This window comes from Streptomyces sp. SID9727, assembly GCF_010550605.1.
Classification (GTDB): Bacteria; Actinomycetota; Actinomycetes; order Streptomycetales; family Streptomycetaceae; genus Streptomyces.
In genome coordinates, this window is sequence record NZ_JAAGNI010000481.1 from 1 (window position 1) to 21262 (window position 21262).

23 protein-coding genes and 1 pseudogene are annotated in these 21262 nt (G+C 72.4%); 16 read left to right on the plus strand and 8 right to left on the minus strand.

The annotated features are described in order from the left end of the window. A pseudogene (locus G3I41_RS33425) lies at positions 1–346 on the plus strand (hemerythrin domain-containing protein); the annotation flags it as partial. Beyond that, positions 343–876, plus strand: a complete 534-nt coding sequence (locus G3I41_RS33430) for an anthrone oxygenase family protein (RefSeq protein ID WP_164404282.1) — start codon at positions 343–345, stop codon at positions 874–876. The pseudogene G3I41_RS33425 and the gene G3I41_RS33430, both read left to right, overlap by 4 nt. A gap of 62 nt (positions 877–938) precedes the next feature. Here G3I41_RS33430 and G3I41_RS33435 read toward each other — a convergent pair whose 3' ends face one another. The 5 genes from G3I41_RS33435 to G3I41_RS33455 all read right to left on the minus strand — a co-directional run bounded on the left by G3I41_RS33435 (position 939) and on the right by G3I41_RS33455 (position 6363). Then, the gene (locus tag G3I41_RS33435) at positions 939–1787 is read right to left on the minus strand and encodes an alpha/beta hydrolase (protein WP_164404283.1); all 849 of its coding nucleotides are present in this window, start codon (positions 1785–1787) and stop codon (positions 939–941) included. After that, on the minus strand, positions 1784–2314 hold the full coding sequence (locus G3I41_RS33440; RefSeq protein ID WP_239081963.1) for an SRPBCC family protein: 531 nt from the start codon (positions 2312–2314) through the stop codon (positions 1784–1786). The genes G3I41_RS33435 and G3I41_RS33440 overlap by 4 nt, the downstream gene beginning before the upstream one ends. Before the next feature lie 91 nt (positions 2315–2405). Continuing rightward, positions 2406–3899: an FAD-binding protein gene (locus G3I41_RS33445; RefSeq protein WP_164404284.1), complete on the minus strand. Its 1494-nt coding sequence runs from the start codon at positions 3897–3899 to the stop codon at positions 2406–2408. A 19-nt stretch (positions 3900–3918) separates the two neighbouring features. After that, positions 3919–5475, minus strand: coding sequence for an NAD(P)/FAD-dependent oxidoreductase (locus G3I41_RS33450; protein ID WP_164404285.1), 1557 nt, complete (start codon positions 5473–5475; stop codon positions 3919–3921). A 9-nt stretch (positions 5476–5484) separates the two neighbouring features. Further along, entirely contained in the window at positions 5485–6363 is an 879-nt protein-coding gene (locus G3I41_RS33455; protein WP_164404286.1) for a class I SAM-dependent methyltransferase, read from the minus strand. 193 nt (positions 6364–6556) lie between these two features. Here G3I41_RS33455 and G3I41_RS33460 point away from each other — a divergent pair, with 193 nt between their 5' ends. From G3I41_RS33460 to G3I41_RS33470, 3 genes are read left to right on the plus strand one after another with little or no spacing between them, the layout of a single operon-like run. Then, the gene (locus G3I41_RS33460; RefSeq protein ID WP_018105947.1) at positions 6557–6811 is read left to right on the plus strand and encodes a hypothetical protein; all 255 of its coding nucleotides are present in this window, start codon (positions 6557–6559) and stop codon (positions 6809–6811) included. A 10-nt stretch (positions 6812–6821) separates the two neighbouring features. Then, a complete protein-coding gene (locus G3I41_RS33465; protein WP_164404287.1) occupies positions 6822–7808 on the plus strand; it encodes a ketoacyl-ACP synthase III in 987 nt (328 codons plus the stop codon). Beyond that, the gene (locus G3I41_RS33470) at positions 7805–8560 is read left to right on the plus strand and encodes an SDR family NAD(P)-dependent oxidoreductase (protein ID WP_073969549.1); all 756 of its coding nucleotides are present in this window, start codon (positions 7805–7807) and stop codon (positions 8558–8560) included. Before G3I41_RS33465 ends, G3I41_RS33470 begins: the two co-directional genes overlap by 4 nt. Positions 8561–8695: 135 nt before the next feature. Here the strand turns inward: G3I41_RS33470 and G3I41_RS33475 are convergent, their stop codons facing one another. Next, the gene (locus G3I41_RS33475; protein ID WP_164404288.1) at positions 8696–9553 is read right to left on the minus strand and encodes a bacterial transcriptional activator domain-containing protein; all 858 of its coding nucleotides are present in this window, start codon (positions 9551–9553) and stop codon (positions 8696–8698) included. A 376-nt stretch (positions 9554–9929) separates the two neighbouring features. Between G3I41_RS33475 and G3I41_RS33480 the strand changes: the two genes are divergently transcribed. From G3I41_RS33480 to G3I41_RS33530, 11 genes are read left to right on the plus strand one after another with little or no spacing between them, the layout of a single operon-like run. Continuing rightward, positions 9930–11147 (plus strand): aminotransferase class I/II-fold pyridoxal phosphate-dependent enzyme, encoded by a 1218-nt coding sequence (locus G3I41_RS33480; protein ID WP_164404289.1) that lies wholly within the window; start codon positions 9930–9932, stop codon positions 11145–11147. A 46-nt stretch (positions 11148–11193) separates the two neighbouring features. Then, a complete protein-coding gene (locus tag G3I41_RS33485; protein WP_164404290.1) occupies positions 11194–12444 on the plus strand; it encodes a beta-ketoacyl-[acyl-carrier-protein] synthase family protein in 1251 nt (416 codons plus the stop codon). Beyond that, entirely contained in the window at positions 12441–13307 is an 867-nt protein-coding gene (locus G3I41_RS33490; protein WP_164404291.1) for a MaoC family dehydratase, read from the plus strand. Before G3I41_RS33485 ends, G3I41_RS33490 begins: the two co-directional genes overlap by 4 nt. Further along, positions 13304–14848, plus strand: a complete 1545-nt coding sequence (locus tag G3I41_RS33495; RefSeq protein ID WP_164404292.1) for an AMP-binding protein — start codon at positions 13304–13306, stop codon at positions 14846–14848. Before G3I41_RS33490 ends, G3I41_RS33495 begins: the two co-directional genes overlap by 4 nt. Next, a complete protein-coding gene (locus G3I41_RS33500; protein WP_164404293.1) occupies positions 14845–15102 on the plus strand; it encodes a phosphopantetheine-binding protein in 258 nt (85 codons plus the stop codon). Before G3I41_RS33495 ends, G3I41_RS33500 begins: the two co-directional genes overlap by 4 nt. A 2-nt stretch (positions 15103–15104) precedes the next feature. Continuing rightward, positions 15105–16145 carry a hypothetical protein gene (locus G3I41_RS33505; RefSeq protein WP_164404294.1) on the plus strand — a complete coding sequence of 347 codons (1041 nt, stop codon included), beginning with the start codon at positions 15105–15107 and terminating at the stop codon, positions 16143–16145. Further along, a complete protein-coding gene (gene trpA, locus G3I41_RS33510; protein ID WP_164404295.1) occupies positions 16138–16974 on the plus strand; it encodes a tryptophan synthase subunit alpha in 837 nt (278 codons plus the stop codon). Before G3I41_RS33505 ends, trpA begins: the two co-directional genes overlap by 8 nt. Positions 16975–16976: 2 nt before the next feature. Continuing rightward, positions 16977–17351 (plus strand): ectoine synthase, encoded by a 375-nt coding sequence (locus tag G3I41_RS33515; RefSeq protein WP_161209518.1) that lies wholly within the window; start codon positions 16977–16979, stop codon positions 17349–17351. A gap of 37 nt (positions 17352–17388) precedes the next feature. Beyond that, positions 17389–18534: an acyl-CoA dehydrogenase family protein gene (locus tag G3I41_RS33520; RefSeq protein ID WP_164404296.1), complete on the plus strand. Its 1146-nt coding sequence runs from the start codon at positions 17389–17391 to the stop codon at positions 18532–18534. Next, a complete protein-coding gene (locus G3I41_RS33525; protein ID WP_164404297.1) occupies positions 18531–19286 on the plus strand; it encodes an N-(5'-phosphoribosyl)anthranilate isomerase in 756 nt (251 codons plus the stop codon). The genes G3I41_RS33520 and G3I41_RS33525 overlap by 4 nt, the downstream gene beginning before the upstream one ends. Then, positions 19283–19999 carry an indole-3-glycerol-phosphate synthase gene (locus tag G3I41_RS33530; protein WP_164404298.1) on the plus strand — a complete coding sequence of 239 codons (717 nt, stop codon included), beginning with the start codon at positions 19283–19285 and terminating at the stop codon, positions 19997–19999. Before G3I41_RS33525 ends, G3I41_RS33530 begins: the two co-directional genes overlap by 4 nt. A gap of 61 nt (positions 20000–20060) precedes the next feature. On the opposite strand, the gene G3I41_RS33535 is transcribed toward G3I41_RS33530, so the two are convergent. Next, positions 20061–20696 carry a DUF6875 domain-containing protein gene (locus tag G3I41_RS33535; RefSeq protein WP_164404299.1) on the minus strand — a complete coding sequence of 212 codons (636 nt, stop codon included), beginning with the start codon at positions 20694–20696 and terminating at the stop codon, positions 20061–20063. Continuing rightward, complete coding sequence (locus G3I41_RS33540; RefSeq protein WP_239081967.1) at positions 20693–21238, minus strand: hypothetical protein; 546 nt, start codon at positions 21236–21238, stop codon at positions 20693–20695. Before G3I41_RS33540 ends, G3I41_RS33535 begins: the two co-directional genes overlap by 4 nt. Positions 21239–21262 lie beyond the last annotated feature (24 nt).

Genomic DNA, 21262 nt, shown 5'->3' on the forward strand with positions numbered 1-21262 from the left:
GGGCGCCGGCCCCGGGGCGCCGCGCCCCGCGGCCGAGACCTTCGCCGCCGTCCTGCGCGACCACCTCGCCGCCGAGGAGCGCATCGCCTTCCCCGCCTTCACCGCGCTCGGCGCCACGCGCTACGCGTCCGTGGAACGGCGGTTGCTGCGGACCGCGCCGCCCGGCGTGCTCGGCCGGCTCCAGCCCTGGATGTTCGACGGGGCCGACCCCGCCGCCACGGCCCATGTCACCGCCACCATCCCGCCACCGGTGCGGCTGCTCGGCCGGACGGTGCTGCGCCGCCGCTACGAACGGCTGATCGCCCCCGTACTGCGCCCCGTCCCGCACCCTCAGGAGAAGCCATGACCGCCACCGCGCCGACCACCTCGCACCCGGCCCGGCCGGGCGGACGCACCGAAGCGTCGCTGTACGCGGCCACCATCGCGATGGGGCTGAGCGCCGGGCTGTACTTCGCGTTCGACGTGTCCGTCATGCCGGGGCTCGACCGCACCGACGACGCGGCCTTCGCGAGCGCCATGGGGCACATCAACGACGCCATCGAGAACGGCTTCTTCGGGCTCGTCTTCTTCGGGGCGTTCCTGGCCACCGGGGTCTCGGGCGTCTCCCTGCGCCGCCTCGGCCACACCCGCGCCGCCCGCTGGACCTGGGCGGCCCTCGCCCTGTACTCGGCGGCCGTCGCCGTCACGATGAAGGTCAACATCCCCCTCAACCGCCGGCTCGCCCAACTGACCGCCGAGGCGTCCGGGCCCGAGCTCGCCCTGATCCGCGACCGCTTCCGGGGCGCCTGGACGCCGGCGAACGCCGCCCGCACCCTGGCCTGCACGGCGGCGCTCGCCTGCCTGGGCCGGGCGCTCACACTGCGGGCCCGCGCCTGACCGGGTCACGGAAAGGCGGCCGGCCCCCGCCCGGGACCGGCCGCCTTTCCGTGTGCGCCCCGCTATCCGTGGTCCCGCGTCAGCTCGCTGACCGCGCCCACCACCGTCTGCGGCGCCTCCAGGGGCAGCATGTGCCCCACGTCCGGCACCTCCTCGAAGCGCGCCCGGGGCAGCGCCTCGGCGACGACCCGGCCGAGCTTCGGCGCGATCACCTTGTCGCCGGTGCCCGCGAGGACCACCGCCGGCACGGTCACCGACACCAGGGCCTCGCGCAGGTCCATGCCCCGCGACGAACGGAACGCCTCCGCGCGCACCGCGGGCCCGGCCGCCGCGAACATCTGCCGGTTCACCTCGCTCAGCCGCCGGTCCGCCTTCGGGCCGAGCATGTTCTGCCCGAGGAGCTTGCGGCCCAGGGCCGGTCGCGAGACGGCCCGCTGGAACAGCGCGCTCCCCATCATGCGGACCTCGCTGTCCGGGGTGTCCTGGTCGTGCGCCGCCGTGGCCAGCAGCACCAGGCCGCTCAGCGCGCCGGCGTTCCGGTCCTCCGACGCGGCGTACGACAGGGCGGCGAACCCGCCCCCGGAGTGCCCGACGACGACCGCGTCCGGCGCCTCCACATGGGCCAGGACCGCGCCCAGGTCCGCCCCGAGCCGGGTGATCCCGAAGGGCTCGGCGCCCTGCGAGGAGGCGCCGTGGCCCCGCAGGTCGTAGGAGACGACGCGGTGCCCGAGCCGGATCAGCCGGTCGGCCACCGTGCTCCACACCCGGCGCGACGCACCCCAGCCGTGCACCAGCACCACGGTGACGCCGGTCGGGGGCGTGAGCGGCGGCAGGACGGACACCGCCAGGCGGGCCCCGTCGTCGGTGCGCACCTGCGTCTCGGTCGCCGGTGCTGCGGCCACCGTCGTCATCGGGTACTGCCCTCCAGCTTCCGGGCCTCCGCCGCCTCACCGGTCCGTACGGCCGCGGCGCGCTCCGCCGCGAGGATCTGCCCGAGCCGGACGAACGCCTCGCGGGTGGCGGTGGAGTGCTCCGCGCCGATGTCGGCGACCTTCGCGAGGAGCTTCAGGAAGCCGTTCGGCCGGCCCACGAAGTGCATGCCGACCTTGGTGCGGCCCCCGTCGAGCGGTTCGACGTAGAAGTCGCTGGTGCCCCGGAACACCCCGGCCACGTAATCGACCGACAGCAGCCGATGGGGCTCGACGGCCCGGGTGCGCGCGGTGAACCGCAGCTTCGGGCCGCCCTTGTCGACGCCCTTGGTGTGCACCGTGACAGCGACCTCGCCGCCCACCTCGTCCGGCGAACCGGACACGGTGGCGAAGGTGTTGGCCGGCACCCACCAGCGGCCGGCGCCGCGGAACTCGGCGATCAACGCCTCCCACACCGCCTCCGGCGGAGCGTCCACGATCGCCTCGTCGATCAAGTCGTACACTGTCATGCCGATTCTCCTGTCGGGGTGTTCCGGGTGGCGGTCTGGATCTCGCCGGCCTGATCCGAACGACAGGCCCCGGGGCCCGGGGCGTCCCGGATCAGCCGAAGAAGCCCTGACCGGGGGTGAGGATGCCCGCCGGGTCGTAGCGCCGCTTCGCCGCGGCGAGGACCTTCCAGCGGGAACCGAAGTGGGCCCGCCAGTCCGCCTGCGTCATGTTCGGGATCGCGCCCACCAGGTACCGCTTGGCACCCAGCGCGACCGCCTTGTCGTACAGGCGGCGGTTCTGGTCCAGCATCCGCGCGATGTCCGCGCCCGGGGCCGGGAAGCGGAGCACGTCGCACAGGTACGCGGTCGGCTCGGAGGGCTGCACCGACAGCGGGCGGGTCAGCTTCGACGTCGGGTACGGGTAGTAGAGCAGGAAGCCGGCGCCCAGGTCGTCGCCGTTCAGCTCGGCGGTCAGCAGGTCCGCGAACGCCTTCGCCTTGGACGCCGGGACGAACAGGCTCAGCCACGGCTTGGGCTGGCCCCAGAAGTCGTTCTCCTTGAGCCACGCCTCGTCGCCGTCGGTGCGGAACACGGCCTCGCGGAAGGGCAGGTCCTCGATCGTCGCGTACGCCCGCTCGTCGTGCAGACCGGTGAGCAGCGCGGTGCGGTTGGGCGCGGTGCTGCCCTGCCAGTACGCCTGGCCCTCCAGCTTGTACCACCAGCCGGAGTTGTCCGGGGTGCGGGCGATCTCGCCGACCTGGCCCTCGAACCGCTTCTCCGCCATGAGCTTCTCGGAGTCGGCGAGGAACGCGGACACGTCGTTGTAGTACAGGGTGAAGACGGTCATCTTCGGCGGTGCCGGGATCAGGGCGACCTCGGCGCGCACGATGATGCCGACCTGGCCGCCGCCGCCGAGCGCCGTGTTGAACAGCTCCGGGTAGCAGTGCGGGCTGGCCGTGATCAGGTCGCCGTTGCCGGTGACGATGTCGATCGACTTCACGGTGTCGATCTGGAGCCCGTACCGCGCCACGGTGGAGCCGATGCCGCCGACGCTGAGCGTGCCGCCTATCGACAGGTGCAGGTAGTCGGTGAGGGCCGGCGGGGTCAGGCCGCGGGTGAGGGCGGCGTCGGTGAGCTGGGCCCAGGTGACCCCGGCCTCGACCACGGCGGACGACGAGCCGATGCGGACGATCTTCGTCAGACCGCGCGCGTCGATCGCGATGCCGCCCTGCGGAACCTGCGCCTGCCCGTAGCAGGAGTGCGACTCCTCGTCGCCGTTCTGCCCGCCGCGGCCGTTCATCGCGATCTTCAGCCCGTTGGCCCGGGCGTAGTTGACCATTTTGACGATGTCCCGCACCGAGCCGGGACGCAGCACCGCCCAGCACGCGCCGGTCACCATGTGGCCGAAGTCGTGGTTGAACGTGGAGGTGACACCCGCCGAGGTCTCCAGCGTGCCGTCGAGCGACGGCAGGCTCGCCGCCGTGTGGGCGAAGGAGTCCGACTCACGTGCCCACGCCTGGTGCGACGTGCTCCAGCCGATGACCGTGGCGGCCGCCATGCCCCCGAGGATGCTGCGCCGCGTGATGGGGGTGCTGCTGCTTCTCATTCGGTCTGTCTCCCGTCCATTACGTGTGGGTCAGGGCCGGCAGGCCGGCGCCCGCGAGGGTGGCGAGCTGGTACTCGGAGGGGGCGAAGTGCTTGGTCTGGCGGCGGAAGCGCCAGGTGTACGTCGGCCAGATCGACGGGTTGCGCCCGTGTGCGTCGAGGTACCAGCTCTTGCAGTTGCCTGCGTTCCACACGGTGCCATCGAGGCGGGCCTGCAGCCGCTCGTTCCAGTCGTCCTGGACTGTCTTTCGAACCTCCACCGAGGCCAGGTTCTTCTGGTCCATGACCTTCAGCGCGTCCAGCACGTAGCCGATCTGCGCCTCGATCATCACGACCTGCGAGGAGTGCCCCAGGGTCGTGTTCGGACCGAGCAGCAGGAACAGGTTCGGGAAGCCGGCGACGGTGGTGCCGCGGTGCGCGGCCATGCCGTCCTCCTGCCACACCTCGCGCAGCGACCTGCCCTCGCGGCCGGTGATCCGCCCGGCGACCGGGCGGTCGGTGGCCTTGAAGCCGGTGCCCAGGATGATCGTGTCGATCTCCCGTTCGGCCCCGTCGGCGGTGACGATCGAGTGGGCGGTGACCTTCGCGATGCCGTCGGTGACCAGGTCCACGTTGGGCTGCTGGATCGCCGGGTACCACGTGTTGGAGAACAGCAGGCGCTTGCACGCCATCACGTAGTCCGGGGTGAGCTTCGCGCGCAGCGTCTCGTCGGCGACCGACTTCTTCAGGTGGTCGCTGGCCATCTTCTGCATCTTCCCGGCGACCTTGGGCCGCTTCATCACGAAGGCCAGGATCTCCCGGCCCCACATGTTGAAGTTGCGCCGGAAGTTCTGGTAGCCGGGGACCCCGCGCAGCAGTCTGGTCTGCAGCGGGCTCGTCACCTTGTCGTTCTTCGGGCCGATCCACGGCGGGGTGCGCTGGTAGAGGTCGAGCCGCCCCACCTCGGGCTGGATCTTCGGCACGAACTGGATGGCGGAGGCGCCGGTGCCGATCACGGCGACGTTGCGACCGCTCAGGTCGTGGTCGTGCCGCCAGCGGGAGGAGTGGAAGACGGTGCCCTCGAAGTCGGCGAGGCCCGGGATGTCGGGGACCGCCGCCTCACTGAGATAGCCGGTGCCGCTCACCAGGACCTGCGCGGTGTAGTCGCCCTGCGAGGTCTCGATGTGCCAGCGCCGGGTCGTCTCGTCCCAGCGGGCCCCGAGCAGTTCGTGGCCGAAGCGGATGTGCGGACGCACCCCGAACCGGTCGGCGGTGTCCCGCAGGTACGCGTACAGCTCGTCGCGCTTGCCGAACGTGGACTTCCACTCCGGGTTCTGCGCGAACGAGAACGAGTACAGGTGGGACATCACGTCGCAGGCCGCGCCCGGGTAGGAGTTGTCCCGCCAGGTGCCGCCCACCTCGTCGGCGCGTTCGAAGACGAGGAAGTCGTCCACGCCCTTCTGCAGCAGCCGGATCGCCATGCCGAGGCCGGAGAACCCGCTGCCGATGACGGCGACGCGCAGATGCCGCTGCGGTCCGCCGCCGCCGGCCGGGCGGGTGTCCTCGTCGCTGCGCGGCGGCTCTAGAGTGCTCGTCACGTCAGCCTCCTAGCGGCGCGCGATGGTGACGCGGAAGTTGTTGAAGAACTTGTCCTCGAGCGTGTACGCGAAGATGTCGAGGTAGCGCTCGAAGCGGGCCACGACCTCCTCGCCCTCCATGGCGACGGCCTCGTCACGGCGCTCGGCGAGCAGCTGCAGCCAGGCGCGGCAGGCCACCGCGAACGACTCGCGCTCGTTGACGACCTCGACCACGTCGAACAGGCCCTCGGCTGCCTGCGTCAGCTCGTGCAGGTGCGGGATGTGGCAGTTCTCGAACTCCGAGCGCTGGAGGAACTTCAGGTCGTCCAGCAGCTGCCGGTTCATGGGCAGTGCCTCGGCCGTCATGGTGTGCAGCACGAAGCGGGCACCCGGCTTCAGGGTGGCGCCGACCTTCTGGAAGAACACCCGGTACTTCTTGGTGCGCTCGCGCGGCGGCAGCGTCGAGGAGACGAAGTGCTCCAGGGCGTTGATGCAGAACGCCGCGTCGTACGGGTCGTCGGTGGTGTGGTCCTCCCAGGACTCCACCCGCGTGGTGATCCGCGGGTTGTCCAGGCCGGCGATGAACTGCTCCTGCGTGCGGCTGAGCGTCAGCCCGACTGCCTGCTCGACGCCGTGCACCGTGGTGACGCGGTTGAGCATGGTGCCCCACCCGCAGCCCACGTCCAGGACACGCCGGGCGTTGGCCGCTCCCGCCAGCTCGACGAACTTGTCCAGCTTGCGCTCCTGGGCCTCGTCGAGGGCCTCGGTGAGACCCTCGCCCTCCTCCCAGTAACCGCCGGAGTACATCATCGTCGGGCCCAGCAGGAGGCGGTAGAAGTCGTTGCTCACCTCGTAGTGGTGCCTGATCGCGTCGACCTCGGGGACCGACTGGTTTGCGACCGTGGTCATCTTCGTCCTCAACTCCCGTCCGGCTCATGCTCATGGCGTGGTGCCTGCGATGTCATCGCGAGACGAAGAAAACCCCCGCGTCGCAAGAGACGTGCAACACGGCGGGGGCGCCGGCTGTTGCGCGCCGGTTGCGTGCGTACGGGTTCCATGCGTTTCGACAAGGCCAAGCCCTGCGGAGGAAGGACCTCACCCCATGTCTCTGCCCACCATCGAAGAACTGGCGAGCCAGCTCGAGGCCGTGTCCGGCGCCCAGAAGGTCGACCCGGACCACCCGCTCCAGCACATCCCCGACGTGGACTCGCTGGACCTCATGGAGTGGCTGTACGGGTTCCAGAACACCTACCCGGACATCCCGGCCGACGAGTCCCTGTTCGCCGACCTGGACGACACCACGACGCTGCGCCACGTCTACGACCGCATCCTGGCGCTCGTGCCGGCGCAGGCCTGAGCGGGCGCGCATGAACGGCTTCGACATCACCGGATGGGGCATCTCCGTCCCTGAGAAGGTGGTCACCAGTGCGGAGCTCGCCGAGCGCTTCGGCGTGGACGAGCACTGGATCACCAGCCGGTGCGGGATCAGTGAACGGCGCGCCGTCGGGCCCGGCCAGACGACAGCCTCGCTGGCCGTCGAGGCCGGCCGGCGCGCCCTCGCCAAGGCGGGCCTGAGCGGCGGCGACATCGCCCATCTGATCGTCGCCACCGCCACGCCCGAGCAGCCCTCGCCGGCGACGTCCGCGTTCGTCCACCACGAACTGGGCATCGCCGGCAGCGCGCACGACGTCAACTCCGAGTGCGCGGGCTTCGTCTACGGGCTCGTCTCCGCGATGGCCCTCATCGCGATCGACCCCCGGCCGATCCTGCTCATCGGCTCCGACACCCACACGCTGACCGCGAACCCCGCCGACCGGGACCTGTCGATCCTGGTCGGGGACGGCGCGGGAGCCGTCGTACTCGTCCCCGCGGCCGACAGCAACGTCCTGGCCTGGAACCTGGGCGCGGACGGCAGCTGCACCGGCAGCCTCAAGGTCCTCGCGGGCGGCAGCCGTATGCCCACCACCGAGGAAACGGTGCGCCAGGGTCTGCACTACGCGCAGATCAACGGGAACGAGATCTACCTGAACGCCGTGCGGTACACGGTCCGCACGGTCCGGGAGACGCTGAAGAACGCCAAGGTCGAGGCGGCCGACGTACGCCACGTCATCCCGCACCAGGCCAACATCCGCATCATCAACTCGATCCTCAGCCACACCGGGCTGCGGCCCGAGGCCCTGGTCGCCAACCTGCAGAAGTACGGGAACACGGCGTCCGCCTCCATCCCGATCGCCCTGGCCGAGGCGCTGGACGAGGGCCGCATCCAGAACGGCGACCTGGTCCTGTTGGCCGGCTTCGGCGCAGGCATGACCTGGGGCTCCATGCTCCTCGAATGGCGCGGAGGGACACGATGAGTACGCAGAAGCCCGCCGGCACCCGGCCCGAGCACCCCGTCGCCCTGGTGACGGGCGCCTCCGGCGGGCTCGGCCAGGCACTGGCGATCGAACTGGACGCGCTCGGCTGCAAGGTGGCGGTCCACTACAACAGCGCGAAGGACGCCGCGCTCGCGGTGCAGGAGAAGCTCACCAACGACTCCGTCCTCGTGACCGGTGACGTCGGCTCGTACGAGGCCGTCACGGCGATGCACGCGCAGATCGCCGAGCGGCTGGGCCCGGTCGACGTCCTCGTCAACAACGGCGCGATCCGCCGTGACCAGGTCATGGCCATGCAGAAGCCCGAGGACTGGGCGGCGGTGATCCAGACCAACCTCATCGGCTCCTTCCACACGGCCCGGGTGTGCGTCCCGCACATGCTGCGCAAACGGTGGGGCCGGGTGATCAACGTGGTCTCGCCGTCGGGGCTGATCGCGACGGCCGGGCAGACGGCGTACTCCGCGTCCAAGGCCGGCCTGATCGGTTTCACCCGGACCCTGGCCGCCGAGTGCGGGCGGCGGGGCGTCACGGTCAACGCGCTCTCGCCCGGATTCATGATCACGGGAATGACCCAGACCCTCCCCGACCACGTGGTGGAGTCGATGGAGAAGAAGGCACCGGTGCCCCGCTTCGTGACCGTGGAAGAGGTCGCGCGCAGCTCCGCCCTCTTCCTCGACCAGGACTGTATGACCGGCCAGGTCATCAGCATCGACAGCGGCGTCACCATCACCTGATATCCACCCCGGGGGGCTTTCGTCGGAAAGCCCCCCGGGAAACGCATTCCGCACGGAAACGTCCGCGGAATGCTCCTGCGAATCCCATTTCGCAGGAGCATTCCGCGGACGTTTCCGTGCCCGCCGTACGAGCCCTCAGGCGGCCGGCGGGAGCAGGGGCTCGTACGCGCGCATCAGGAGCGGGTCGGCGCTCGTGAGGCCGCCGTACGGGGCCACCGCACGGGGCGCCTCGCGGGCCGGGTCGGGCTCGCGGAGCAGGCCCAGATAGAGCGTCTGGGTGGACGGGGCGGGCTCGATGCCCAGCTCGTCCGACAGGAGCTCGCGCAGCTGCTGGTAGACGCGCAGGGCGTCGGCCCGGTTGCCGGCGGCGGCGTGCGCCGTCATCCGGCAGCGGTGCGCGCTCTCCCGGAACGGTGCCCTGCGCACCGCCTCGTCGGCGTACCGCAGGGCGTGGTGGCTGTTGCCGAGGGCGGCGGCCGAGGCGCTGGACAGCTCCAGGGCGCTCAGGCGCACCGCCTCGATGCGCTCGCGGGTGGTGTTCACCCACTCGCCCTCGTGGGCGGGCAGGAACGCGCCGCGCAGATTGGCGACCGCGCCGGAGGCCAGTTGCAGGGCCACCGAGTGCGCGCCCTCCCGGCACGCCTGCCGGGCCTCGGAGACCGACGCCTCGGCCGTCTCCACATCGGTCAGCGCGTCGCCCGGCAGATGCAGCAGGTAGCGCCCGCTCTGGGCGACCAGCGGTGTCTCGCCGGGCCTCTGGTGCGCGCTGGTGACGAAGGACCGCACCCGGCTGACGACACTGCGCAGCGCGGACGCCCAGGTGTCGGGCAGGCCCTGCGGCCACAGCGTGTCCGCGAGCTGGTCGCGGCTGGTTCCCGCGGAGCGCTCAAGGACCAGCCGGGCGAAGGCGATTTGGGCCTGTGCGCTCGACAGGTGCCGGGGCGGTTCCGCCTCGTGCTCGATGCTGACAAGTCCTACGAGCCGGATCAACACGTCGACACTCCCCCTGCGGCAGATCAGGAACCGAGCGGGGAACACGGCCGTTGCTTTCGCTTTGCGCCGTTCAGTTCTCGCCATTCCCCGTGATGTCGACGTGACCTTCGCAGGGGCGTTCAGGCCGTGTCAATTGAGCCCGGAAACATACCGGGGGGAATGAGTGGAAGCCCAAGTTCCGCTGAATCGGAACTCCATTTTTCCGCCCCCCTCCATGCGTTCACCAGGAGATTTCTAGTGACTCCCGAGCGGATTCGAGCGTAATTCGAGAAGGGCTCCGGCGCCCTTGTTGCGGCCGCGTTGCGGAGCGCGGCGTAGAAATCCTGTCATGAATAGGCCGTTCGCCGGCCGACTGAATCAGCCTGAGGAGACCCACGTGAACGCAACCGGAGGTTGGGAACGGCTGGCGCCGAAGCTGGCCGCCACGAACAGGCGTGTGGCGGCACTGGAGTCCGAGCCGGAGCGCCGCAACAGCTTCGTCTCCTACACGGTCGAGCGGGACAGCGCCTACGCCGATCTCGACGGCCAACGGCTGCTGATGATGTCCGGCTACAGCTATCTGGGTCTGGGCGGCGACGAACGCGTCGTCGCCGCCGCCAAGGCCGCCGTCGACCTGTACGGCAGCGGCAACCACGGCGTGCGCGCCCTGGCCGGGACCATCCCGCTGCACGAGGAACTGGAGGCCGAGGTCGCGAACTTCGCGGACCGCGAGGCGTCCATGGTCTTCAGCTCGGGCTACGCGGCGAACGTGGGCACCGTCGGCGGTCTCGTCGGTGCCGGCGACACCGTCTTCATCGACAAGTACGACCACGCCTCCATCGTGGACGGCTGCCGGCTCTCCGGTGCCACCGTCACCCGGTTCCGGCACAACGACGTCGACCACCTCGACCGGCGCCTGGCCGCCGCCTCGCCCGACGGCGTGCGGCTCGTCATCGTCGACAGCGTCTACTCCATGGACGGCGACATCGCCCCGCTGCCCGAGCTGCGCAAGGTGTGCGACGAGCACAACGCGCTGCTCATGGTCGACGAGGCACACGCGCTCGGCACCATCGGCGCCACCGGTCGCGGCATCGAGGAGCACTTCGACCACCGGGTGCGGGCCGACATCAAGCTCGGCACCCTGTCCAAGGGCATCCCCTCCATGGGCGGCTGGGTCACCGGACCCGCCGAACTGATCGGCCACCTGCGCTACGCCGCCCGGCCGTTCCTGTTCTCCGCCGCCCTCGCCCCGGCCCAGGCCGCCGCCGCCTTGGAGAGCCTGCGCATCCTGCGCCGCGAACCGGAGCGGGTCACCCACATCCAGCGCGAGTCGGCCCGCCTGCGCGCCCTGGTCAACGCCCAGGGGCTGCGTACGCAGGACAGCGAGACCGCGGTGCTGCCGCTGATCGCCGGCTCCGACGAGAAGGCGTACGACCTGGCCACCGCCTGCCGCCGCAACGGTGTCATCGGCATCCCCGTGGTCACCCCGGCCGTCCCCAACGATCTGGCCCGGCTGCGGATCGCGGTGACCGCGCGGCACACGCCCGAGGACATCGACTTCGCCGCCGAGGCGTTCATCAAGTCCGCCCGCGAGTGCGGCATCATCCCGGCCTGACCGGCCGGTCCAGGCCCCGGGACACCGGACGGAGACGAGACCGAAGATGACAGCCGCAGCCTCCCACCGCGCCCCGGTGGTGATCACCGGGATCGGTGTGGTCACCCCGGCGGGGTGCACCCCCGAGGCCCTGTGGGCCGCGCTCCGCGCCGGCCGTTCCACCGCAGCCCCGCTCGACCACCTGGACCTCTCCCGCCACCGGGTCCGGATCGGCTGCCGGGTCAGCGGACTCGACACCCAGGGCCCCGACGCCCTCGTGTCCGCCAAGGACGCACGGCGCATGGACCCCTTCGCGCTGTACGGCACCACGGCGGCCCTCTCCGCCCACCGCGACGCCGGCGCCCCGGTGCCCGAGCCCGGGCGCACCGCCATCGTCGTCGGCAACGCGGTCGGCGGCCGCGCCACCAGCGACCGCGAGTCCGCGCACTACAGCGAGGCGGGCCCGCACCGGGTCAACCCGCTGATGCCGCTGCTGACCATGCCGAACGCGGCGGCCGCCCAGATCGCCATGCGGCTCGGCTGGACCGGCCCCGCGACCACCATCGCCACCACCTGCGCCAGCGGCGTCGACGCCATCGGGCACGCCGCCGCCCTCCTCCGGTCGGGCCAGGCGGACGTGGCGGTCGCGGGCGGCTGCGAGTCCACCCTGACCCCGGTCACCCTCGCCGCCTTCGGCAACCTGAACGCGGTCTCCGGGCGCAACGACGACCCGGCGCACGCCTCCCGCCCGTTCGACCGGGACCGCGACGGGTTCGTCATGGGGGAGGGGGCCGGCTTTGTCGTCCTGGAACGCCTCGACGACGCGCTCGCCCGGGGCGCCCGCACCTACGCCCGGATCGCCGGCTACGCGGCCACCTCGGACGCGTACCACCTGTCGATGCCGCTGGCCGACGGGGCCGGCGCGGTCTCCGCGATGACCGGCGCCCTCACCGCCGCCGGGCTCGCCCCCGACGAGATCGCGCACGTCAACGCGCACGGCACCTCGACCCCGCACAACGACCGCGCCGAGGCCACGGCCCTCACCAAGGTCTTCGGCTCCGACGGCCCGCCCGTCACCGCCTCCAAGGGCGTCATCGGCCACCTCATCGGAGCGGCCGGCGCCGTCGAGATCATCGCCGCCGTCCAGGCGATGCGCGCCCAGGAGGTGCCGCCCACCGCCAACCACGAACACCTGGAGCCAGGAATGGAGATCGACGTGGTGCACACCAGTCCACGGCCCGTCGCCCTGGGACCCGCGCTGTCGAACTCCTTCGGCTTCGGCGGCCACAACGCGAGCATGGTGGTGGCGCCGGTATGACGACCACCGCCCAGACCACCACCCAGACCGCCACCGCCGCCCAGCCCCGCACCGCGATCCGCACCCTCACCGCCGACGAGGTGGCCGCCTTCCGGTCCGCCGTCCGCGCGGACCTGCCCGCGGCCGGGGCGCCCGGCGCCTCACCGGTGCACGCCTTCGTCCTCGCGCACACCCTCGCCGACGCGACCGTACGCGACCTGGCGGCGGCCGAGCCCGAGCCCGAGCCCGTCTCCGTCGTCCACCTCGGCCAGGACATCCGGATCGAGCAGCCCCTGCTGCCCGGCGAGCGGATCACCGTCGGCCTCGACGTGGCCGGCGCCCGCCGCGAACCGAGGGGCACCCGCGTCGCCGTCCGGGCCCGGCTCACCGGCGAGGACGGCACCCCCCGCGCCGAACTCCTCACCAGCGCCCTGCTGATGGGCGCCACCGCCATCGAGCCCTTCGGCCAGATCCCGTCACCGGCCGCGCCCGCCCCGTCCGGCGGAGCCGGTGAGCCGGCCGCCGCCGAGCACCGGCTCACCCCCGCCTGGATCAGCGGCTACGCGCACGCCTCCGGCGACCTCAACCCGATCCACCTGGACGACCGGGCGGCCCAGGACGCCGGTTTCCCCCGTGTCATCGCGCACGGGATGAGCGTGCTCGCCCTGGCCGTCGAGGAGATCGCCGACCGGTACGCGGACGGCGACGTCACCCGCGTCGTCGCCGTCAGCGGGCGGTTCTCCGCCCCTGTGGTCCCGGACGTGCCGCTCGGCATCGAACTCGCCCCGGACGCCGACCGCACCCTCGTCCGCTTCACCTGCCGCACCCCCTCAGGCATCGCCGTGAAGAGCGGCTGGGCCCAGCTGGCGGGACGGCGGCCATGACCGGCCCGGGCGCCACCACCGGACTGCTTCCCGGCTTCCTCACCCAGGTCCGCGAGCGCCCCGACGCGCCCGCCCTGGTCTGGCACGGCGAGGAGACCAGCTACCGCGAGCTGTACGAGAGCGCCGGCCGCGAACGCGAGCGCCTCGCCCTGCTCGGGCTGCCGGCCGGCGAACCCGTCGGCATCCTCGCCGAGAAGTCACCCGACGCCATCGCGCTCGTCCTCGGCTGCCTGCTCGCCCACCGCCCGTTCCTGCTGCCCTCCCCGCACCTCGGCGAGCAGCCGCTGACACAGCTGTTCGCCCAGGCCGGCTGCCGGCACGTGCTGGCTCCGGGCGGCGGCGAACCGCGGAGCGTGCCGGTCCCGGCCCGCTCGGCGGCCTACCCCGTGCCCGCGCGTACCGCCTTCATGCTCACCACGTCCGGCTCCACCGGGCTGCCCAAGACGGTCCCGCTCGACGAGCAGGCGGTGGACCGGTTCGTGACCTGGGCCGGGCCCGCGTTCGCCGTCGCACCCGGGACCACCGTCCTCAACTACGCGCCGCTCAACTTCGACCTGTGCTTCCTCGACGTGTGGACGACCCTCGCGCACGGCGGCCGCGTCGTCCTCGTGGACCCGGACAAGGCCGTCGACGGACGCCACCTGCTCGACCTGCTGCTGCGCCACGACGTCGAGATCGTCCAGGCCGTGCCGATGTTCTACCGGCTCGTGCTGGACGCCGCCCGCCGGGCCGGCGTGCTGCTCCCGTCGGTGCGCCGGGCCGCCTTCACCGGCGACGTCCTGCCCGAACGCACCCTGGCCGAGCTGCGCGAGCTGCTGCCCGCCGCCCGCCTCACCAACATCTACGGCTGCACGGAGACCAACGACAGCTTCACGTACGACGTCGACACCACGGCCACCGTCTTCGGCCCGCTGCCCATCGGCACCCCGCTCCCCGGGGTCTCCGTCCTCGTGCTGGACGCCGACGGCCACGAGGTCACCGGCCCCGGCGCCGGCGAGCTGCACGTCCGGACGCCCTTCCAGACCACCGGCTACCTCGACCCGGCCCGCAGCCGGGGCCGGTTCACCGGACACCCGCTCGGCCACGACGACGGCACCTGGTTCCGCACCGGCGACCTCGTACGGCGCGACGCCGACGGGCTGCTGTACCTGACCGGGCGCAGCGACTTCCAGGTCAAGGTGCGCGGCGTCGCCGTCAACACCGCCGAGATCGAGCAGGTGCTGCTGAGCCACCCCGCCGTCCTGGAGGCCGGCGTCGCCGCGCAGCCCGACCCGCTCACCGGCAAACGGCTCGTCGCCGGGGTGCGGCGCGCACCCGGCAGCGGCCTCAACAGCCTGCTCCTGAAAGAACACTGCGCCCGCGCCCTGCCCAGGGCGGCCGTCCCCGGCGTCCTGCGGATCACCGACGAACCGCTGCCCAAGACCGCCACCGGAAAGGTCGACCGCACCGCGCTCGACCGGCTGGGCGGACCGTCCCGGCCGCCGTCCCCGGCGCCGGACCACTCCCGCCGGCTGACCACCGTAGAAGGAAGGACGTCATGAGCAACACGGCCACCATCAAGCAGTTCCTGATCGAGGAGTTCCTGCCGGACCTCACCCAGGACCAACTCGCCGACGACCAGGACCTGCTGTCGAGCGGAGCCATCGACTCGCTCGGCCTGCTCAAGCTGATCGCCTGGGTGGAGGACCGCTTCGGCCTCGCCGTGGACGACACGGACCTCGACCCCAACAACTTCCGCAGCGTCACCGCCATCGACACCTTCGTCGTCGGCGCCCGCCAGGAGGTGAATGGCTAACCATGCACGACGCGCTCACCGGCCTGCTGGCGCGGCGCACGGTGGCCGAGCACGAGACCTGGCGGTCTCTGTGGGACCGGCTCGGCGACGGCACGCTCCCCAGGGAGCAGGCCATCGCCCTGCTGGCCTCGCTGACCACCCGGCTCCCCGACCCCGCGACGCTTGCCGCCCTGCACGGCACACTCCTGGAACGGCGCCCCGCGCGCCCCGGGCCCGCCTGGCCCGCGACCGTCAACGTCGTGGGTACCGGGGGCGGTCCCGCCACCTTCAACGTCTCCACCGCGGCGGCCTTCGTCGCGGCCGCCGCCGGGGTGCGTGTCGTCAAGTCCGGCTCCCGGGCCTACACCTCCAGCCTCGGCTCCGTCGACCTCCTCGAACGCCTCGGAGTACGTCTGACCTCCTCGTACGAGCAGACCGAGGAGCACCTGGAGCGGGACGGGATCGCCTTCACCGGTCCGTTCGTCTACCCGGTCGAGCTCGCCCGGCTCGCCCGGCTGATCGCACCGGTGAGCATGAAGCCGTTCGGGCGGTTCCTCAACGCGCTCGGCCCCCTCCTCGCCGACCTGCCGGTCACCGCCCAGGTCACCGGCGTCTCGCACACCATGCCCCTGGACGACCTGCGCCGCCTCGCCGCCACGGTCACCGGCCGCACGGTGTGGCTCACCAGCAACGACCGGGGCGCCGACGAACTCCTCGGCTTCGCCCGCAACACCGTCCACATCGCGCGGGGCGAGGACCAGGTCCTGGAGCCCGGCGCGCTGATCCCGGCCGACGGCGGCTTCGAGGCGCTGGCCCCCGCGCCCAAGGACGCGGCCACCGACCACTTCCTGGCCGTGCTCGCCGGGCGCGCCCATCCGGCGGCCACCCACACCGTCCGGCTCAACGCCGCCGCGCTCGCCCTCGCGGCCGGCCACCACACCACCTGGCGCGACGCGCTCGACGCCACGGACGACGCCGTCACCAGCGGGGCCGCCGCGGCCCTGGTCGAGCGGCTGCGTTCCCGGCGGACCGCGGCGACGGCGGGGGCGGTCCGCCATGGCTGACTTCTTCACCGGGCGCGAACCCGGCCGGCCCGGGCTCACCCTGTTCCTCAACGCGGGCGACCCGCCACTGGACGAGCTCGCCGACGTCGTGCACATGCTCGACGAGGAGGGCGTCGACTGCCTCGAACTGGCGGTGCCCTTCCCGGACTCCTTCACCGACGGGCCGGTCGTACGCCGCTCCGCCCGCCGCGCCCTGGACCGGGGCACCGGCCTGGACGACGTCCTCGGCTTCGTCGCCCGCGTCCGGCCGGCGCTCCGGCGGCTGCGGATCGCGCTGCTCGCCGACTGGAGCCACTCCCTCAAGCACCGGGACCTGGGCGCGGCCGTCAAGGACATCACCGTGTCCGGCGCCGACGGCCTCCTGGTGCACGGCCTGCCGCCCCGGCTGCGGGACGCCTACCGCGAGGCCACCGAGGCGGCCGGCACCGCGGTCGTCACCACCTGCTACCCGACCAGCCCGGAGGAGACCCGGACCCGGGCCGCCCGCGAGTCCTCCGCGTACGTCTACCTGGTGGCGCACTACGGCCGCAGCGGCACCGCGCCGCCCGCCGGGCACGCCGCGCTCGCCCCGGTCGTCGCCGGGCTGCGGGCCCACACGAACTCCCCGATCGCCGTCGGCTTCGGGGTCAGCACGCGCAGCCACGTCGCGGCGGTCGCCGCGAGCGGGGCCGACGCAGCGATCGTCGGCTCCGCGGGCGTGGCCCGCGTGGAGCGGGCCCTCGAAGAGGAGGGCTCCGCCACCACGGCACTGCGCGACTTCGTCCGGTCGCTCCAGCCCGGACCGGACGAGACCAGCACGGCCAATACCCCTATCCGAACAAGGAGTTGACCATGATCATCCGTGACCTGGAGACCGTCAAGAGCGTCGACTGGGGCAACGGGCTCAGCCGTCGCTTCCTCACCGAGTCCGACGGCGTCGGCTACTCGATCACCGACACCACGGTGCGCGCCGGCACCAAGTCCCGCCTGGAGTACCGCAACCACCTGGAGTCCTGCTACTGCATCGAGGGCTCCGGCGAGGTGGTCGAGCTCGACGGCACCGTGCACCCCATCACACCGGGCCGGCTGTACTCCCTGGACGAGCACGACGCGCACTACCTCGTCGCCTCCCCGCACGAGGACCTGCGGCTCGTCTGCGTGTTCACCCCGGCGCTCCAGGGCGACGAGGTGCACAGCCTCGACGCGCACACCTCGTCCGCCTACTGATCCGCACCCGGCACCCGCACCTCTGAAAGGGGACCCAGTGATCCGCTGGAACACCGACCAGGCCGACCTCCGGGCCGGCCTGGCCCGGTGGGGCGAGGCACTCAGCGCCGACCACATCGCCCAGGACGAACGAGCGGAGTTCTCCTGGGAGAAGTGGAAACTGGTGCGCCGGACCGGCATCCTCGCCCTGCCCTTCGCCGAGGAGCACGGCGGCCTGGACCAGTCCCTCCTCACCACCATGTACGTCCTGGAAGGGCTCGGCGAGCACTGCCGTGACGCGGGTCTGAACTTCTGCGTCACCACCACGCTCGCCAGCACCGGCGTCCCCCTCATGCGCTTCGGCACGCCCGCGCAGAAGGAGGCCTACCTCCCCCGGATCAGCTCCGGCGAGGCGATCGGCGCCCACGCGATCACCGAGTCGGAGTCCGGCAGCGACGCGATGGCGATGACCACGCGCGCCGAACGCGACGGCGACGACTTCGTGCTGAACGGAAGCAAGTGCTTCGTCAGCAACGGCCCCGTCGCCGACGTGTTCGTCGTGTACGCGCGCACCCACCCCGACGGCGGCGCCCTGGGCGTGACCGCGTTCCTCGTGGACCGGGACACCCCGGGCCTGACCGTCGGCAGGCCCGTCAAGAAGATGGGCCTGCGCACCTCCCCGCTCAGCGAGCTGTACTTCGACGACTGCCGCATCCCGCGCGACCGGGTCCTCGGCCGGGTGGGCGGCGGGTTCATCGTCCTCGACCACGTGATGAAGCGGGAGATCCTCCTCTCGTTCATCGTGAACGTGGGGGAGATGCAGCACCGGTTCGACCGCTGCGTCGAGTACGCCCGCACCCGCCGGTCCTTCGGGAAGACGATCGGCTCCTACCAGTCCGTCGCCAACAAGATCGTCGACGCCAAGATCGGCCTGGAGTCGGCCAGGAAGTGGCTGTACGACACCGCCGAGCGGCTGGAGGAGGGCGAGGACGTCACCGAGGACCTGGCCATCGCCAAGCTGGTCACCAGCGAGGCCAACCTCGCCGGCTCGCTCACCGCCGTCCAGGTCTTCGGCGGGCACGGCTACATGAGCGAGTACGGCCTGGAGATCGACGTCCGCAACGCCGTGGGCGGCACGATCTACTCGGGCAGCAACGAGATCCAGTACAACCGCATCGCGTCCAAGCTGGGCCTGGGCCGATGACCACCCTGTCCCCACCGCTCACCCTCAAGGTCTGCGGCGCCACCAGCACCCGCGACGTCGAGGTGCTGGCCGGTGCCGGAGCCGGACTCGTCGGCCTGTGGCACGGCGTCCCCGGCGGCCCCGCGGACCTGCCCCTGCACGAGGTGGCCGCCCTCGCGGCGGCCGTCCGCGCCACCGGCACCCTGCATCCCGTCCTGGTCACCTTCCTCGGCGACCCGGACGCGGTCGCGGACGTCATGCGCCGCACCGGCATCCGCACCGTCCAGCTCCACGCCTACCAGCCGCCCGCCACCGTCCGCGCCCTGCGTACGGCACTGCCCGACGCCGTCATCGTCAAGGTGCTGCACGTCGCGGACGGCACCTGCCCGGAACGCCCCCTGATCGGAGCGTACGAACGGGCCGGCACCGACCTCTTCCTCATCGACGCCACCACCGCCGACGGCCGCGTCGGCTCCACGGGGCAGCGCTTGGACGAAGAGACCGTCCTCCGGCTCGCCGAACGGTTCACCCTGCCGTTCTGGCTCGCCGGCGGGCTCACCCGGACCAACCGGTCCGCGTACGAACGGGTCCTGCGCCACCCCCGGCTGCGCGGCATCGACGTCGACACCGCGGCCCGCGGCGGCGACGGCCGCTTCGGCGCACCCGAGGTGGCCGGACTGGCCCACGCCTGGGACACCGGGCCGGGCCACCCGGACCCCCGCACTCCTTCCGCCACGGACACCCCGACCACACGGCCTACGGAGCAGCCATGAGCCTTCCCTTCATCGAGTCCCTGCTGTCGGCCCCGCAGCCCCTGGTGATGGAGGTCAAGCGGCGCGACGCGTTCGGCTTCGACCTCATCTCCGGCCACACCCCCGCAGAGATCGTCACCGCCTACGAGAAGGCCGGGGCGCCCTGCATCTCGGTCGTCACGGGACGCTGGTTCGGCGGCACCCGCGAACTGCTCCGCGATGTCGCCCGGCTGACCGAACTCCCCTTGCTCCAGAAGGACTTCATCACCCGCAAGGACCAGCTGGAGACCGCGCGGGAGCTCGGCGCGTCCGCCGTCCTGCTCACCGCGGGACTACTGTCCGCCTCCGCCCTGCGCGGCCTCACCACCGCCGCGCTCAGCGCGGGCCTCACCCCGTTCGTCGAGGCCACCACCGAGGCCGAGATCGAGGCGGTGCCGCACGCCGACGAGTGCGTCATCGCCGTCAACAACAAGGACATCAAGACCCGGGAACGCGACCGGGGAGACCTGGCCCGCAGCTTCGAACTGCTGCCCGCCCTGCGCGCGAGCGGCACCCCCTGCCCGGTGAGCGCCAGCGCCATCGACAGCCCGCAGACGGCGGCCCGGCTGCTCGACGCCGGCTTCAAGGGCCTCCTCGTCGGCACCGCCCTGCTGCGCAGCGGCGACCCCGGCGAGTGGCTGCGCACGCTGGAGAGCAGCCGGCGCACCGCGCGGCCCGCCCTCCATCCGTCGTGAGTGCCCGCACCGCGCGAAGGGGGCTCCGTGGCCACGGAGCCCCCTTCGCATGCCCCGTCCTTCAGGACACGACGCGGTTGACCAGCTGGTCACGCACCCGTGCCGGGATGCCCGGGGCGAACCGGCGCAGATAGTGGTCGATGTGCCGGTCCGCGCCGACCAGGAACGGCAGGTCGAACACGAGCAGCCGCCGCACCGCGAGCAGCGGCACCGGCGAGCGCAGCGGCGCGAAGTCCTCGTTCCACAGCCCCGGCTCGGCGCACAGCGGATGGAACTGGCCGATCATCAGCCCCTGGGCCACGAAGTCGTCCTTCGCGTCCGCCTGCAGCAGGTCCAGGCCGGCCGGGTCCCCGTGGTCCAGTTCCGGGAGCACCATCAGCACGGTGAGGAGCTCCCGCTCGTCCTCCGGCAGCTCCGACGCCAGCCGTTCGTACCAGGTGCGCAGCGCCTCCACGGCACCGGGCAGCGCGGCCGGGGTGCTCTGGGCGGGCACCGCGAGCAGGAACCGGCCGGCGCGCAGCGAGGGCTGGGTGTACGGGCACACCGGACCGCTGCGCCCCAGCTCGGGATGGCTCGACACCAGGAAGGTCCGGCTCCACTCCAGCACCTCGCGGAGCGGCCCGAGCTGCCCGGCCGGCACGAGGCCCCGGTCCACCTGACCCGGCGTGTAGATCTGCAGCCGGCTGTCGCCCCTCATCGCGGCTCCCGCCACATCGGCCGGAGGCGTGGCCCGCCGTCCGGCAGCACGATGTCCTCGCCCAGCCGTACGAAGCCCTGCCCCCGCGCCGACGCCTCGCCGCCGCCCGAGCTGGCCTCCGCATACGCTCCGCACCCCGCCGCGTCGGCCTCCCGCAGCACGTCGGCGACGAGGGCGCCGAGCAGCCCCCGGCCGCGCGCATCGCCGCGCACCGCGCCGAACGCGGCGTAGTAGTGCGGCCGGGCCGGGTGCCGGGACGCCTGGAGCTCGGCGATCAGCGCCAGCGAGGCGGCCTCGCGGGCCCCGAGGACGTCCTCGAAGCGTTCGGCGAACTCCTCGCCCCGTGCTTCGAGTTCGGCCTGAGCGCCCGGCGGCGTCCACAGCAGCACGGCCTCCAGGCCCGGGGCGCAGGTCACCGCGTCGTACGCGAACGACATGTCGAGGAACACCCCGAAGAGAGCGGGCAGCACCCGCGCCCTGCGCTCGGGGTCCGGGGTGATCCAGCGGGTGAGCGGGTCGTCGTGGAACGCGTCCGCCAGCAGTGCCGCGAGGGCGCCGGCTTCGGC